The sequence below is a fragment of the Pantoea sp. DY-17 genome, assembly GCF_019795975.1.
Lineage (GTDB): Bacteria > Pseudomonadota > Gammaproteobacteria > Enterobacterales > Enterobacteriaceae > Pantoea > Pantoea leporis.
On the sequence record NZ_JAIMIG010000002.1, the window covers coordinates 16318 to 30567 of the forward strand.

The 14250-nt window shown below is 55.2% G+C and carries 15 protein-coding genes; 5 read left to right on the forward strand and 10 right to left on the reverse strand.

The window, feature by feature from the left end; genetic code table 11:
- Positions 1-88: 88 nt before the first annotated feature.
- The gene (locus K5Y33_RS10525) at positions 89-379 is read right to left on the reverse strand and encodes a hypothetical protein (RefSeq protein ID WP_101761585.1); all 291 of its coding nucleotides are present in this window, start codon (positions 377-379) and stop codon (positions 89-91) included.
- 117 nt (positions 380-496) lie between these two features.
- Positions 497-748, reverse strand: coding sequence for a regulatory protein YcgZ (gene ycgZ / locus K5Y33_RS10530; RefSeq protein WP_110866812.1), 252 nt, complete (start codon positions 746-748; stop codon positions 497-499).
- Positions 749-1022: 274 nt separating this feature from the next.
- Here ycgZ and K5Y33_RS10535 point away from each other — a divergent pair, with 274 nt between their 5' ends.
- A complete protein-coding gene (locus K5Y33_RS10535; protein ID WP_222233882.1) occupies positions 1023-1406 on the forward strand; it encodes a type II toxin-antitoxin system RelE/ParE family toxin in 384 nt (127 codons plus the stop codon).
- On the forward strand, positions 1399-1725 hold the full coding sequence (locus K5Y33_RS10540) for a DNA-binding transcriptional regulator (protein ID WP_101761582.1): 327 nt from the start codon (positions 1399-1401) through the stop codon (positions 1723-1725). Before K5Y33_RS10535 ends, K5Y33_RS10540 begins: the two co-directional genes overlap by 8 nt.
- A gap of 102 nt (positions 1726-1827) precedes the next feature.
- Here K5Y33_RS10540 and K5Y33_RS10545 read toward each other — a convergent pair whose 3' ends face one another.
- Positions 1828-2661: an oxidoreductase gene (locus K5Y33_RS10545; RefSeq protein WP_222233883.1), complete on the reverse strand. Its 834-nt coding sequence runs from the start codon at positions 2659-2661 to the stop codon at positions 1828-1830.
- A 111-nt stretch (positions 2662-2772) separates the two neighbouring features.
- On the opposite strand from K5Y33_RS10545, the gene K5Y33_RS10550 reads away from it, so the two are divergent.
- Positions 2773-3708, forward strand: a complete 936-nt coding sequence (locus K5Y33_RS10550; RefSeq protein WP_222233884.1) for an AraC family transcriptional regulator — start codon at positions 2773-2775, stop codon at positions 3706-3708.
- 54 nt (positions 3709-3762) lie between these two features.
- On the forward strand, positions 3763-4965 hold the full coding sequence (locus K5Y33_RS10555) for an FAD-dependent oxidoreductase (RefSeq protein ID WP_222233885.1): 1203 nt from the start codon (positions 3763-3765) through the stop codon (positions 4963-4965).
- Positions 4966-5123: 158 nt separating this feature from the next.
- On the opposite strand, the gene yddG is transcribed toward K5Y33_RS10555, so the two are convergent.
- From yddG to K5Y33_RS10590, 7 genes are all read right to left on the reverse strand, one after another.
- Positions 5124-6011, reverse strand: a complete 888-nt coding sequence (gene yddG / locus K5Y33_RS10560) for an aromatic amino acid DMT transporter YddG (RefSeq protein WP_222233886.1) — start codon at positions 6009-6011, stop codon at positions 5124-5126.
- 113 nt (positions 6012-6124) lie between these two features.
- Entirely contained in the window at positions 6125-7801 is a 1677-nt protein-coding gene (locus K5Y33_RS10565; RefSeq protein WP_222234323.1) for an ABC transporter ATP-binding protein, read from the reverse strand.
- Positions 7801-8667, reverse strand: coding sequence for an ABC transporter permease (locus tag K5Y33_RS10570; RefSeq protein WP_222233887.1), 867 nt, complete (start codon positions 8665-8667; stop codon positions 7801-7803). The genes K5Y33_RS10565 and K5Y33_RS10570 overlap by 1 nt, the downstream gene beginning before the upstream one ends.
- Complete coding sequence (locus tag K5Y33_RS10575) at positions 8664-9698, reverse strand: ABC transporter permease (protein ID WP_255610291.1); 1035 nt, start codon at positions 9696-9698, stop codon at positions 8664-8666. Before K5Y33_RS10575 ends, K5Y33_RS10570 begins: the two co-directional genes overlap by 4 nt.
- Complete coding sequence (locus K5Y33_RS10580) at positions 9698-10423, reverse strand: aspartate/glutamate racemase family protein (RefSeq protein ID WP_222233888.1); 726 nt, start codon at positions 10421-10423, stop codon at positions 9698-9700. The genes K5Y33_RS10575 and K5Y33_RS10580 overlap by 1 nt, the downstream gene beginning before the upstream one ends.
- A complete protein-coding gene (locus K5Y33_RS10585) occupies positions 10420-11958 on the reverse strand; it encodes an ABC transporter substrate-binding protein (protein ID WP_255610292.1) in 1539 nt (512 codons plus the stop codon). Before K5Y33_RS10585 ends, K5Y33_RS10580 begins: the two co-directional genes overlap by 4 nt.
- Positions 11959-12347: 389 nt before the next feature.
- Entirely contained in the window at positions 12348-13199 is an 852-nt protein-coding gene (locus K5Y33_RS10590) for a Vmh family MBL fold metallo-hydrolase (RefSeq protein WP_222233890.1), read from the reverse strand.
- A gap of 122 nt (positions 13200-13321) precedes the next feature.
- Here K5Y33_RS10590 and K5Y33_RS10595 point away from each other — a divergent pair, with 122 nt between their 5' ends.
- Positions 13322-14200 (forward strand): LysR family transcriptional regulator, encoded by an 879-nt coding sequence (locus K5Y33_RS10595; RefSeq protein ID WP_222233891.1) that lies wholly within the window; start codon positions 13322-13324, stop codon positions 14198-14200.
- Positions 14201-14250: the final 50 nt, after the last annotated feature.

Below are 14250 nucleotides of genomic sequence, written 5' to 3' on the forward strand. Positions count from 1 at the left end.
CAGGGTGGCGCGCGAAGAAAACAGGCGTAATGTGTTTACATTGAAAAACAAAAGGGCGAACGCGGATCAACCAGCATTCGCCCAACGTTTAGTGCTTGGTTCCATTACCTGAACCGTCACGATTGCGGAAAATATGCGTCACGTTATCGGTGTTTTTGATCGCTATTCCGCTCTGCTGCGGGGTTTCGATATGATTCATCACTTCCGACATCGCACGGCTCAGCGCTTGCTGGCGCGGCGGATCGCGTTCAATCGAAGCCATCACGCGCAATTTATCAAGCAGCGCGCGAGTAGAAACCGGGCCGGATTTTTTCAGCAACTGTAAAATCGCATCGCCCATGATGATGTCGGTGAGCCGTTCTTCATCACTTCTGTACATATATTCTCTCTGATTACCGCGGCAGACCTGCGGCAAATAACGAAGTGGATTCAGTCTAACCAGTAGCTGAATGAGGCGGAAACCACTTGGTTAATTCTCAGGCCAGCTGCGCCTGATTTAGGCTTCTCGTTCTACGGAAAACATCAGGCCGATTAATTGCTGATAGTGAATTTCCGCTTCAGTACCGCGTGCTTGCTCCATACGGCACAGCAGCTTGGTGCATAGTGTTTTACGGCTTAACGTCCGTCCTGAACGTAAGATTTCAACCACAATCTGCCCCAGCGTTTCCTGCTGCGAAGGCAAAGAGGCTTCTTTGAAGTAGCGTGCAATAGCTTCCGACGCTGTGGAAAAGTTACGATCCTGACGCATGGTTCCATCCTCAAGGTTGACGTATAACTTTAGCCATCAAACTTATACAAGTTTAATTAATATGTACAGGAATATGGCGAATCAGTTGCCTAGTCATTTGGCCAAAAGTGCTAATTTATTGTTAACAATCACTTAAGGAACAGGTCAGGGAGGCTGAGTGTATTTCATACAATGCTTAGTGATGAAGGCTGTTCTTGAGTATATGTATTGCACTTAGTACAATAGGTTTTCATGCCAGGACAAGGAGAGTCCTCATTAAGAACGGAGGGAACACATGGCAATTTATGTCTTAAAGCCATTCGATAGAAACACCAAAGGTGACGCTATCGATAGTGCAAAATTATGCAAAGCGGCGCTGGAAGTCATGGCAGGGATTTATGAAGCCAGTTTCGGCGGGGGAGTTTACAAGAAGCGCATTCCTTTAGTTGCTGGAAAAAGTGGCGGGGCCCGGGCGGTTGTAGCCTTTAAAACTGAAAAACATCTTTTTTTCGTCAACGGCTATGCTAAATCCGCATTCAAAAGTAGTGGTCGAGAGATATCTGAATCTGATCTCGCTCTCTACAAGGAAGTGGCCAAACAACTGTTTGAAATGTCATCAGAACAAGCAAAAGTAGCCATCAAAACTGGCAAGATGCGTGAGGTAAAATGTGATGGTTAATCATCTGAAAGATTTACAAGAGATCGCCAAGGATTTTAATGAAATTGGCGTGGTCACCGATGAGCTAAAAGAAAAAATTGATTCTCGTGTGAGATTGCGTGAATTGCGCGCTTCGCTACCTGTCCTGCACATGATGTCGGGAGATGAAATAAATCAGTTACGTCAACGTTATAATCTGAGCCAGGCGATGCTGGCCGCCTACGTCGGCATGTCAGTGGGGACGGTAGTGAAGTGGGAACGAGAAGAGAAAAAACCTAACGGAGCAGCACTGCGATTGCTCAATCTTATCGAGCGAAAGGGGTTGGAAGTGCTGCAATAATGCCTGTCAGTTGAGGGTAAATCGGTCGCCATGAATGTCAGCGTGGCGAGATTTTATAGGGTGCGCATTCATGCGCACCTGAATATCACCGCAATTATTCCATCAGCCATCCGTCGATCGCGTCAGTGCTTCCCAGCGATCAATCTCCGCGCTAAATGATTCCATCTTCTGCCGCACCAATGCCAAAGCATCGCTGCCCAGCAACAGATGCGCCGGTGGATTGCTGCTTTCGATCACATCGAGCATCGCGCTGGCGGCTTTAAACGGATCGCCCAACTGTTTGCCACTCTTCTCTTCACGCGCCTGCCGAATCGGATCGAACAGCGCATCATAATCGGCGATGCTGCGTGCGCTGCGCACCATCGAACGCCCGGCCCAATCGGTGCGAAACGATCCGGGTGCGACGGCGGTCACATGAATATTGAACGGCGCCAGCTCTTTGCTCAGGGTTTCCGAAATCCCTTCCAGCGCAAACTTGCTGCCGCAGTAATAGCTGATGCCAGGCAGGGTGATAAAACCGCCCATCGAGGTGATGTTGAGAATGTGGCCCTGACGGCGCTGGCGCATAAAGGGCAGCAGCGCTTTAATCATCGCCACAGCGCCAAACACGTTGACGTCAAACTGACGACGCATCTCGTCCAGTGATGATTCCTCCATCACGCCTTCGTGACCGTAACCGGCGTTGTTCACCAACACATCAATTGGGCCAACGTGGGTTTCAACATCGGCAATTAACGCCTCAATGGCGGCGAAATGGGTGACATCCAATTTATAGGCGAAGGCATTTTCCGCATGCAAATTTTCAAACTCGGCTTTTGCCGCAGCATTGCGCACCGTACCGACTACGCGATAGCCACGATTTAACGCAACCTGTGCCAGCGCGCGGCCAAATCCGCTGCTGACGCCAGTGATGAATAATGTTTTAACGTTGGACATTTGCGGTTTCTCCTCAAAAAGTAGAGGATGCATAATATTCTGGCGCTGAAACGGCCATAAGGCCTTATCTTGTTTAATTCTTGCCTAATATTATGAAGGTGATGTTATCCGATGAAAGAAACGCTCCAGCAGCAAACCGTACAACTGCTTAAAACGTTAGCGCCGCAGGAAGGTTACAACCTCACCGCGCTGCCGGACGTGCGCATCCTGCGTTCCGATCGGCCGCTGGCGCGTACGCCGGTGCTGTACGATCCGGGCATCGTGATTGTTTGTCAGGGATCGAAACGCGGCTTCTTTGGCGATCAGGTTTATCTCTACGATGAGCAGCACTATCTGGCGGTTGCGGTGCCGGTGCCTTTTACCATGGAAAGCGCGGCATCGGCGGAACATCCGCTGCTGGCGATTTACCTGCATCTCGATTTTAGCGTGGCGACAGAATTGCTGTTGCAGCTGGAGCAGCAAGATGTGGCGTTTGAGAGCCAGGCGGCGCAGAGCATGATGTCGAGCCCCATGGATCAGACGTTGCGCGAGACGGTGTTGCGCTTTCTCACAACGCTAAATCATCCGCTGGATGCGAAGATGCTGGGTCCAGCGCTGGTGCGTGAACTCTATTATCGCGTGCTGACCGGTGCGCAGGGCAGCGCGCTGCGAGCGGCGTTAACCTTGCAAGGCCAATTTGGCAAAGTGGGCAAAGCGCTGAGCCACATTCACGCGCACTATGCGCAGCCGCTAACGCTGGGACAACTCGCGTCGCTGGCGGGCATGAGCGTGCCCACTTTTCACACCCATTTCAAAAGCATCACCAATCAGCCGCCGATGCAGTATGTGAAGTCGGTGCGATTGCATCAGGCGCGCATGTTGATGGTACGTCAGGAAATGACGGCGGCTGCGGCCTGTCACGCGGTGGGCTATGAAAGCGCCTCGCAGTTTAATCGTGAATTCAAACGTCTGTTCGGTTTACCGCCGGCCGAAGAGATCAAACGCATGCAGCGCAACTTTGCCGTGCCGCCGGCGCATCAGGCCTCGACGTTCGTTTCATCACATTAACGCCAGGTTATGCTATAAATGATAACGATTATCATTTTTGGCGTGAGGCAGAGGATGCAGGCAGCACAGGAAAACGCGATAAGCGCGGATTGTTGTATCGTTGGCGGCGGCCCGGCGGGATTAATGCTGGGCTATTTACTGGCGCGCGCGGGCTTACGCGCCGTGGTTATTGAAAAACACCCCGACTTCCTGCGCGATTTTCGTGGCGACACCATTCATCCCTCAACGCTGGAGATCATGCGCCAGCTGGGATTGCTCGATGAGCTGCTCACCTTGCCGCACCAGCGCGCGGAGAAGCTGCAGGCGGAAGTGGCGGGTGAAGAGATCACCATGGCCGATTTCTCACGTCTACCGGTTGAGTGCCGCTTTATCGCCTTTATGCCGCAGTGGGATTTCCTCAATTTTATCGCTAAAAAAGCCGCTGAATTTCCGGGATTTACCCTGCTGCAATCCACCGAATTTAATGACTTTATTTATGAAAATGGCGTAATCAGTGGCGTAAAAACGTTACAGGGTAACGAGCCTCACATCATTCGCACCGCTTTAGTGATAGGTGCGGATGGCCGCAATTCGCAGGTCAAAGCCAAAGCCGGATTAACCGGAAAAAGCTTCGGTGCGCCACGCGATGTATTATGGTTCCGGCTGGAGAAACATCCCGACGATCCACAACTCGGCATGGGTCATAAAGGTCCGAAGCAAAACTTTATCGTTATCGATCGTGGTGATTACTGGCAGTGCGGCTACACCATTCAGAAAAATCAGTTAGACGAGTTAAAACTGGCGGGATTGGATGCGCTGAAAAGCACCATGGCGCAGGTGGCTCCGTTCAGTGCAGAGCGCATGGTGGAAGTCGATGAGTGGGACAAACTTAAGCTGTTGTCGATTCGCATTGACCGCCTCGATCGCTGGATGAAACCTGGCGTACTTTGTATCGGCGATGCTGCGCATGCCATGTCGCCGATTGGCGGCGTGGGGGTTAACCTGGCGATTCAGGATGCGGTGGCCGCAGCCAATATGCTGACCAAACCGCTGCAGCAGGGCAATGTAGCCTTGCACGATCTGCAAAAAGTGCAGCAGCGCCGCCAGTTCCCAACCGTCGCCACCCAATTCCTGCAAATCAAAATGAGCAGCAACAAGCGCAAACGCAGCACACCAAGCAAAGTGCCGCAGATCATCAGCCGCTTTCCGTTCCTGCGCCATCTGTTTGGCCGCTTGATTGGCCTCGGCTTACGCACCGAAAAGCCGCGTTATTTATAACCGGCAAAAAAAAGCCCGCTAAACGCGGGCCAAGTAAAGGTTACCAATCTGAAATTCTCGTAGCAACGCATTGCTGTGTGTTGCGTCGCTATAATAGCAACAGATCGCCATCTGTGCAGGAAAGGATCAACGAGTTAATTTTGTTCTAAGGATAAGCATTATGCTTGCTGCACCCGCGTTGACCACCAGCACATCAGTGATCCCAGGCTGACCATCGCGGTGCCTTGCCAGAAGGCGACGTTCAAATGTGAGCGCAGAATAAAGGCGGCGAGAATCGAAGAGATGATCGGAATGAAGTAGGACGCAGCGGCCAAAAGGGTCACGTTGCCATGCAGTATGCCGACATTCCATGCGGCATAGCCAAAGCCCATCGCCATCGCAGCAAGCGCCAGACTGATGCAAACCTCAGCGGATAGCACAAACGGCGGCTGCGGCGAGAGCAAAAACTTCAGCCACAACGTCAGCGCAGTCAGGATAAAGAACAGCGTTATACCATTGCTGCCGTTAGCAATTTTTTTGGTTACCACACAATACACCGCCCAGATAACCGCGCCGCTCAGCGCCAAGCCGTAACTCAACGGATTATCCATCACGTTATGGGCGATTTCGCTGAATGAAAAACCCTGGTCGCCGCCCAACACGCGACAAATGCCGGCAACCGCCAGCAACAAACCCGGAACAATCAGCGGATGGGTTTTTTGTCGATTCACTATCACCGCTAAAACGATTGTCAAACTTGGCCACAGATAATTGACCATGCCGACTTCAATTGCCTGGCGTCCGCTGTGGGTAAAGCCTAATGAGAGTGACAGGCAGAGTTCATAACAGACGAACAGCACGCTGCCGATAATCAAATAGCTGCGCGGAAAAGTGCGCAACTTTGGCAAGCCTACGGTGAAAATCAGCAAAACCGCACTGGCGCTGTAGATCAGTGCCGCACCGCCTACCGGGCCGAATCCTTCGCTGACATTTTTAATCAGTCCTACAATCGCGCTCCACAGCAGAATGGCCATCAAACCAATCAGCGTCGCCTTCTTTTGGGGCATGACCCGCCACCTTATTTCGCAAATTCGGGCCAAAATCCTATCAAATCAAACGTGCTTTGTATTTGCTGGATTTCCTTCTGGGATGATGGTCGCCATTTATAGTGACCGCAAAGTTAACCCGTTCCCGTCATCAGCGACTGAACCGCAGGCTTACGCACCGACGCCAGCAACTGTTGGGTATACGCATGCACCGGGCGCTGCCAAATCTGCTGATGATCGCCTTGCTCCACCATCTCGCCCTGATACATCACCATCACGCGGTCGGCGATGTAACGCACCACCGCCAGATCGTGCGAGATAAACAGCAGCGAAAGATTGCGCTGCTGCTTCAGGCTCACCAGCAAATTGAGGATCTGCGCCTGCACCGACACATCCAGCGCCGATACCGGCTCATCACAAATCAGCAAATCAGGATCGAGAATCAGCGCGCGCGCAATGCCGATACGCTGGCGTTGGCCGCCGGAAAACTCGTGCGGATAACGTTGCAGCGCATGCTCCGGCAAACCCACCTGATCAAGGATGTCACGCACCGCGCGCTGCTGCTCAGCGCGCGATCCGCGCCCGTGCACACGCAGCGGCGTGCGCAAAATCTCCTCCACCGAGTGACGTGGATTAAGCGACGAAAACGGATCCTGAAAAATCATCTGGATACGCGGACGCAGCAAGGCGCGCTGGCCGTTGCGCAGGTGGTCGATGCGCTGCCCGGCAAACTGAATCTCGCCGCTGTCGGGTTTCAGCAGGCCGAGGATCAGGCGCGATAGCGTGGATTTGCCGCAGCCCGATTCGCCCACCAATCCAAGCGTTTCCCCTTGCTGGATATGCAGCGACACATCGCGTACCGAGGCGCTGCGCGGCGGCATCGCGGGATAACGAAAATGCAGCTGATCCAGCGACAGCAGCGGGGCAGATTGCGCATCAATCTCCGGCAGCGCTAACGCCTCCGGCGTCATCAGGCGCGGCGGTCCATCCGGCTGATGCACGATCTCCGTCAAGCGTCGCTGGCGATAATGCGGCGTTTCGCCAGCGTGTAGCGAGGCGGCCAGTAAACCACGCGTATAAGGATGCTGCGGCTGAGCGAACAGCGCGGCTTTGCTGCTCTCCTCGACTTTGATTCCGCGATACAGCACCGCGACGCGATCGGCGTATTGCTCCACCAGCCCTAAATCGTGGGTGATAAACAGCACGCTCATGCCGAGTTGATGGCGCAGGCGATCCAGCAGTTCGAGGATCTGTTTTTGCACCGTGGCATCCAGCGCGGTGGTCGGTTCATCGGCAATCAGCAGCTGCGGCTCGCAGGCAATCGCCATGGCAATCATGATGCGCTGGCGCTGCCCGCCGGAAAAATGGTGCGGATAATCATCAATACGTTGCTGCGCGTGGGGAATATTCACCTGTTCCAGCAAGGCAATCGCGCGCTGACGTGCTTCCCGCGCACGCAGCCCAAGATGCAGCTGCACGGTTTCGGCAAGTTGCTGGCCGACAGTAAGCACCGGATTGAGTGACGTCATCGGATCCTGAAAGATCATGGCGATGGATTTGCCGCGCAAACGGCGCAGCGTCGCTTCCGGCTGCGCCAGTAAATCCAGACCCTGATAACGGATTTCTCCGGCGAGCGTGGCGGCTGAAGGCGTCAAGCGCAGCGCGGCCAGCGCGGTGATCGATTTACCGCTGCCGGATTCGCCCACCAGCGCCAGCATTTCGCCCGGCTGCAAGCTGAGATTCAGATCCTGCACCGCATGGCGATCGCCGAAACGCGCACTAAAGTGACGGAACTCGAGAATCGCACTCATCATGCAGCTCCTTTGCGGCGGGGATTGAGCCAGTCATTCAGCGCATCGCCCAGCAGATTCAACGCCAGAATGGTGGCGGCCAGCGCGCTGCCGGGCAGCACCGCGAGAAACCAGGCGTTTTGCAGCGATTGTCGGCCATCGCCAATCATGCCGCCCCAACTGATGTGATTGGGATCGCTGAAGCCGAGAAAACCCAGCGAGGATTCAGTGAGAATGGCGCTCGCCATCATCACCGACAGCGTAACGATCAGCGTCGGCAGCAAATTGGGCAGCAGCTCACGCAGCAGAATCCGCAGCGGGCTATAACCGAGCGTTTGCGCGGCCAGCACAAACTCCTGATGGCGCAGCAGACGACATTCGGCGCGTACCAGCCGCGCAATCATCGGCCAGCTCGCTACACCAATGGCGCAGGCGATGTAATTCACCGTGGGATGACCGATTGCCACTAACACCACCACCAGCAGAAACGCCGGAAAGGTTTGAAACAGCTCGCTGATGCGCGTGACGATGCGGTCGGTTTTGCCACCGAAATAGCCGGCGCTGGCACCGGCAAGCAGGCCGATGACCAGGCTTACCAGCACCGCCGTCGCGCCAATTTGCAGCGACACGCGCGCACCGTGGAAAATCCCGGCGGCCACGTCGCGCCCGAGCGAATCGGTGCCGAGCGGAAATTGCGTGTCATCGCCGGGCCAGAGAAACGGCTGCGCGATCATCTCCAGCGGATCGCCGGGGAAAAGCCAGTCGGCGAGCAACGCCATCAGCAGCACGGCGGCCAGCAGCACGCTGCCGATTATCGCTTCCAGCGAACGAAACAGACGATGCCAGCGCGGCCGCGCTGGTGAGGAATGTAGCGCTAAACTTTTCATGCGCGGCCCTCCATGCGCGGATCGATCAGGCTTTGCAGCAGATCGACCAGCACGTTAACGATCACCACCATAAAGGCCGACAGCAGCAAAATGCCCAGCACCACGTTGAAGTCGCGCGCGATGATCGCTTCCATCGCCAGGCTGCCCAATCCCGGCCAGCTGAACACGGTTTCAATCACCGCCGCGCCGCCGAGCAGGTTGCCAAAATAGAGCCCGGCAACGGTGGTTACCGGCGTTAGGGCGCAGCGCAGCATGTGGCGTGACACGATGCGCCACGGCGCTAAGCCTTTGGCGTGCGCGGTGCGGATAAAATCCTGATCGGCGACGTCGAGCAGGGCGCTGCGCGTCAGGCGCGCATAGATAGCGATGAAGTAGCTGCTCAGCGCCAGCACCGGCAACACCGCGTGGCGCAGTTTATCCAGCAGCGCGCCGCCGCCAGACAAATTCGCGCCAATGGTTTGATTGCCGCCGCTGGGCAGCCAGTTCAGCTGCACGGAAAACAGCAGCAGCACCAACAAGCCGATCCAGAATCCCGGCAGCGAATAGAGCAGCAGATTGACCAGCGTTAACAGGCGATCTGGCCATTTATTGGCCCACACCGCCATGATCACACCAAACCCGATGCCGACCAGCAGCGCCACCGCTTGCGCCAACAGCATCAGCAGCATCGTGTCGGGTAAGCGCCCAACAATCAGCGACGTGACATCGGTGCCAAAGCGCGGCGAATAGCCGAGGCTGAAGTGCGCCAGATGCCACAAATAGTTCCAGAACTGCGTCAGCACCGGCTGATCCAGGCCGTATTCGGCACGCAGCCACGCCATGGTTTCTGCCGACGCGCTGCCCGACTGGCTCGCCATCACATCCACCACATCGCCCGGCACCAGTTGCAGCAGCACGAACACCACCAGCACAATGCCGAGCGCGGCGGGCACCGCCTGAATCAGCGCACTGCGCAGCGCGTACAGCACACGCTTGCTGGTGCGCGACAGCGGCAACGCAGGTTTCTGTTCCGCCGCGTGGCTGCGTGACATCAAAGGGTCCATTGCGCACCTCGATCCCAGTGCGGCGGGCGCAGCGCGGCCTGGAAACTGTTCACCAGCGTCAGCGTGTCGTAAACCGGCAAGCCAAAGCGCTGTTGCAGCAGGGCGCTAAACGGCGCCAGATTGGTGCACTCCAGCAGCAGCGCGCCGCTGTTAGGGAAGCGCTGTAGCGCGGCAGCAGTCGCCGCAAGCACTTCGTCGGCGAGTGTTTCCCAGTTGACGCTGCTGTCACCGGCGCGAATCGAGCGTACAAATTCCGACTCGGGCGGCATGCCGGCAATCTGCGCATCGGCGGGAATGCCGACGCGCGTCAGGTAATCGGCTTTCAGCGTGCTCTCATCAAAGGTGAGGATCAGCGGCGGTGTATCGGCAGGCAAAATCTGCCGCAGGCTGACATATTGCAACAGGCTGCTGGTGACAATCGGCACCGGCGACCACGCGGCCAGCTCCTGCTGATACCACGATAAGTAGCCGCAGCTGGTGGTCAAGCCATCGACGCCTTGATCAATAAGGATCTGCGCCGCGCGTTTAAACGGCTCCAGCAATTGATGTTCGCCGAGATGTCCCATGCGCTGCGGGATGGCTTCTTCCACCACCTGATAACGCACCGGGAACGGCCAGGTTTGCGGATTGCCAATATCGCCCTGATAGCGGCGAAACGCGGTTTTCACCATCAGAATACCAATGGTGGCGGGTTGATAAGCGGCGCGGCTCATTTTTCCACCCATACGCTGGATAAATTGCCTTCGAGGCCATCGGCGGTAGGCGAGTGATCGTGCACGCGTTTGTTGCTGATGGTGATGAACTGCGGTGAGGCGAGATTCACATCCGGCACGTCACGCTGCACGATATCCTGGAACTGCTGGAATTCTTGCAGACGTTTGCTGTTGTCATTCTCGGTTTGCGCCGCTTCGAGCAGGCGATCGACCTCGGCATTCTGATAATGGGAAATATTGGTAAACGGCACGCCCGGACGGTAGTTCTTCGACCAGTAAAGACGCTGCACGCCGACGGTAGGATCGTAGAGATTGGCATACTGATCGATGGAGAACTGGAAGTCACGCTGGGTAAAGACGCGCGTGGCGTAGGTCGATAAGTCCTGCGAACGCAGCGTGGCGGCGATACCGATGCGCGCCAGCGCAGAACGCACAAACTCGGCATTGCGACGGAAAGTATCGTCAAAGGTGTTGTAATCAAGCGTGACGCGCAGACGCACGCCGTCATCGCCTTTCTTATAGCCCGCCTCGTCCAGCAGCTTATTGGCGGCCGCCAGATCGTACTGATACGGCGAAGGTTTGCTGCTGTGGAAAGCTTTCAGGCCCGGCGCGACCGGCGTTTCGGTTGGCGTGGCATAACCGAAATAGACCACGTTGAGCAAGGCTTTGCGGTTGATGGCATGCGCAATCGCCTGACGAACGCGTAGATCTTTGAACAGCGGATCATCCAGATTGAAGTGAATCGATGCCACGCTGTAGGAGTAATTATTGCCTTTGGTTTCAAATACCAGCTTTGGATTTTCCTGCAAACGCTTCAGCTCGCTGAGCGCCACCGGCGTGCGATAACCGATATCAGCCTGGCCGGTTTGCAGCGCGAGGGAGCGCACGGTGGGATCGGTGGAGAACTTCACTACTAATTGATCGATATACGGTTTTGGTGCATCCCAGTAATTCGGGTTGCGCTTATAAAGGATATAGCTGCCGCGCTCCCACTTTTCGAAAATATAAGGCCCGGTGCCAATCGGCGCATTATTATTGGGATTCTTCAAAACATCGCTGTTTTCATAAATATGCTTCGGCAAAATTGGCGTTTCGCCGGCAGCAAAGGCGGTAATTAAATAGGGCGCAGGATGGCTTAATACCAGCACGGCGGTTAACTCATCCGGCGTTTCGATGCTGGCGACGTTGGCAAAAGTCGATTTCGCACGCGGGTGAGTTTTCTTCAATAAATCAATCGAGAACGCCACATCGGCAGAGGTAAAGGGCTGGCCGTCATGCCACTTCACGCCTTTACGCAGATGGAAAGTATAACGTTTGCCGTCCGGGCTGATCTCCCATGAAGTCGCCAGCTGCGGCAGCGGCTTGAGGTTGTAATCGTAGGTGAGCAGGCCTTCGTTGACCTTGGCGCTGGCGGCAATCACCGGCTGCGCCACGGTCGCCAGCGCCACCAGCGCCGAAGGTTCACTTGGCAAAATCAGCGTGAGCGTGCCGCCTTTTTGCGGCGTCTCTGCGTTAGCAGAATTAATTAAAAGCATTCCCAATAGTGTAAATAATAAAATCCGACCTAATAGCCGTAATGAATTCATTGTAATAACCCTTTGTGAGAATAATCAGTAACGATGCAGGCTCAGGGAAATTAACAGGCGAATTCTTTTTTTCCTATTAACTAAAATGGCTTTGGATTGCTGGAATATGGATATTTGCGGGGGTTGGGTTTAGTGCGGGTTGGAATAACGGTCGCCATTTATGGCGTAATGCGCGTCAGTTTAGACATGAAAACCCCTATTTACCGAGAGCACAAATTGTAGCGGCGCAATTCATTGCGCGATAAATCGCGCCGCTACGGAAGGTGCGGTGATTTGATACGGCGCTTAACTGATCGGCATTACGCCATTTATGGCGACCTCACTCACTGGAACATCAATTACCACTTCATCTCGCCGGTATTCACTTTGGCGCTCAAATCCAACGAACTCTCCTCCGGCAGATGCGGATAAGCGGCTTTCATGGTCTCGATCACCTGTGCCGAACCTTTGTGCTGCTGCAGCGCTTTCTCAAAGGTTTGCAGATAGTTCAGGGTAAAGGTGACAGCCGCATCACCCGCCGGGCGCTCGCCGAGATAATGGCCCGGAATCACCTGCTTAGGTTGCAGCTTTTGCATCTCGCTCAGCACATTGCGCCACTGCTGACGAATAGCAGGTGTTTGCGTATCGGCGGTCCAGACGTGAATGCCGGAAGCCACGCCGGTTCCCCCAAGAATCGCTTTGTTGGCCGGGATCCACACGTAAGCCGCGTAATCATTGGCGTGACGCAGTTCCAGCGTTTCACCATCAATTTTAAACGTCGTGGCATGCGTAACCTGCGGAACATACAGCTGCTTTGGCGCGCCGTCCTTCATCTGCGGCCCCCAATATGCCAGCTTGGCGGCTTTACTGGCTTCGATGTGTTTTACCACCTCCGGCGTTGCCACGATTTCTACCTGCGGGAACGCTTTTACAATCGGTTCCAGACCAAAATAGAAATCAGGATCGCCGGAGGTAATAACAATCTGCGTCAGCTTCTTGCCGCTGACTTTGATCATCTGCACCAGCTTCTCGCCGTCTTTGGTGCTGAACTGTGCATCAAACAGTATCGCTTCGTGCGGGCCAGAAACCAGCGTTGAAGAGACCGGGAAAATGCCGTTCTCCTGCGGGTTATACACGTCTAAATTGAGCGGCGCAGCGAAGGCAGGCAGGGCGGCAAAGGCCAATGCCAGCGTCAACGTTTTCATTTTCATCGAATTTTCCTTTATCCGGCACCTCGCCGTCTTTGAGGGCTTTATTGTAGAGAAATTGCTGGCTGGTAGAATTCCCGAAACTGGATATGATCAGTTTCATAAAACGATCAGATGGAGCCAACATGGACAGAGTCACGGCGGCAACGGTGTTTAACCGTATTTGCGAGCTGGGCAGCTTAAGTGCCGCAGCGCGTGCGCTGGATATTTCGCGGCCGATGGTCAGCCGCTATCTGGATGAAATGGAGAAGTGGGCCGGTGCACGTTTGCTGCACCGCTCATCGCGCAAACTGACCATTACGCCCGCTGGCGAGAAGATCCTCGAAAAATCGCGCGCGCTGGCGAGATTGGCTGAAGAGATTGCCGATCAGGGCGCGGATAGCGAACCGCACGGCACCTTGCGCGTCGCCTGCGCGCACTCCACCGCCACGCATATTCTGGGCCCGATAATTCCGGCATTTCTCGCGCGTTTTCCGGCGGTGCGTATCGAACTGGAGATCAACAATCAACCGGTGAGTTTAATCGGCGAACGCATTGATGTGGCGGTGCGGATTACCGACGATCCCGAACCTGGCGCCATTGCCCGACGTTTAGGCGAATGTGTTTCGGTGGTGTGCGCCTCGCCTGGCTATCTGCAAGCGCGCGGTGCGCCGCAAACGCCTGCCGATCTCGCACAGCATAATTGCCTGCATTACAGCCGTTTCGCCGGGCAGAGCTGGCAGTTTTCTGATGCGCAGGGCGAAACCCTTTCAGCGGCAGTGCATGGGAATTTCAGCGCCGGTATCTCGTCGGTGTTGTGTGATGCGGCGATTGCCGGTTGCGGTTTAGCGATGGTGCCGGAAATGGAGGCGCGTCACGCCCTCGACAACGGACAGCTACAAACCGTGCTGCCGGCTTATCAGCCAAAAACGCTGGCGATCTATGGCCTCTACATGTCACGCGAACGGCAACCGGCGGCGCTGCGGGCGTTTTTAGATGCGGTGCAGCAGCAGTTAACCAACTGAATTTCGACACGTATCTGTTTCAAAAGAAATTAGATTATTTTCAGTGTGTT

Bases quoted from the DNA above. Each gene is read 5' to 3' on its own strand.
- K5Y33_RS10525 (WP_101761585.1), bottom strand. From the start codon at position 379: ATGTACAGAAGTGATGAAGAACGGCTCACCGACATCATCATGGGCGAT.
- ycgZ (WP_110866812.1), bottom strand. From the start codon at position 748: ATGCGTCAGGATCGTAACTTTTCCACAGCGTCGGAAGCTATTGCACGC.
- K5Y33_RS10535 (WP_222233882.1), top strand. From the start codon at position 1,023: ATGGCAATTTATGTCTTAAAGCCATTCGATAGAAACACCAAAGGTGAC.
- K5Y33_RS10540 (WP_101761582.1), top strand. From the start codon at position 1,399: ATGGTTAATCATCTGAAAGATTTACAAGAGATCGCCAAGGATTTTAAT.
- K5Y33_RS10545 (WP_222233883.1), bottom strand. From the start codon at position 2,661: ATGTCCAACGTTAAAACATTATTCATCACTGGCGTCAGCAGCGGATTT.
- K5Y33_RS10550 (WP_222233884.1), top strand. From the start codon at position 2,773: ATGAAAGAAACGCTCCAGCAGCAAACCGTACAACTGCTTAAAACGTTA.
- K5Y33_RS10555 (WP_222233885.1), top strand. From the start codon at position 3,763: ATGCAGGCAGCACAGGAAAACGCGATAAGCGCGGATTGTTGTATCGTT.
- yddG (WP_222233886.1), bottom strand. From the start codon at position 6,011: ATGCCCCAAAAGAAGGCGACGCTGATTGGTTTGATGGCCATTCTGCTG.
- K5Y33_RS10565 (WP_222234323.1), bottom strand. From the start codon at position 7,801: ATGAGTGCGATTCTCGAGTTCCGTCACTTTAGTGCGCGTTTCGGCGAT.
- K5Y33_RS10570 (WP_222233887.1), bottom strand. From the start codon at position 8,667: ATGAAAAGTTTAGCGCTACATTCCTCACCAGCGCGGCCGCGCTGGCAT.
- K5Y33_RS10575 (WP_255610291.1), bottom strand. From the start codon at position 9,698: ATGTCACGCAGCCACGCGGCGGAACAGAAACCTGCGTTGCCGCTGTCG.
- K5Y33_RS10580 (WP_222233888.1), bottom strand. From the start codon at position 10,423: ATGAGCCGCGCCGCTTATCAACCCGCCACCATTGGTATTCTGATGGTG.
- K5Y33_RS10585 (WP_255610292.1), bottom strand. From the start codon at position 11,958: ATGCTTTTAATTAATTCTGCTAACGCAGAGACGCCGCAAAAAGGCGGC.
- K5Y33_RS10590 (WP_222233890.1), bottom strand. From the start codon at position 13,199: ATGAAAATGAAAACGTTGACGCTGGCATTGGCCTTTGCCGCCCTGCCT.
- K5Y33_RS10595 (WP_222233891.1), top strand. From the start codon at position 13,322: ATGGACAGAGTCACGGCGGCAACGGTGTTTAACCGTATTTGCGAGCTG.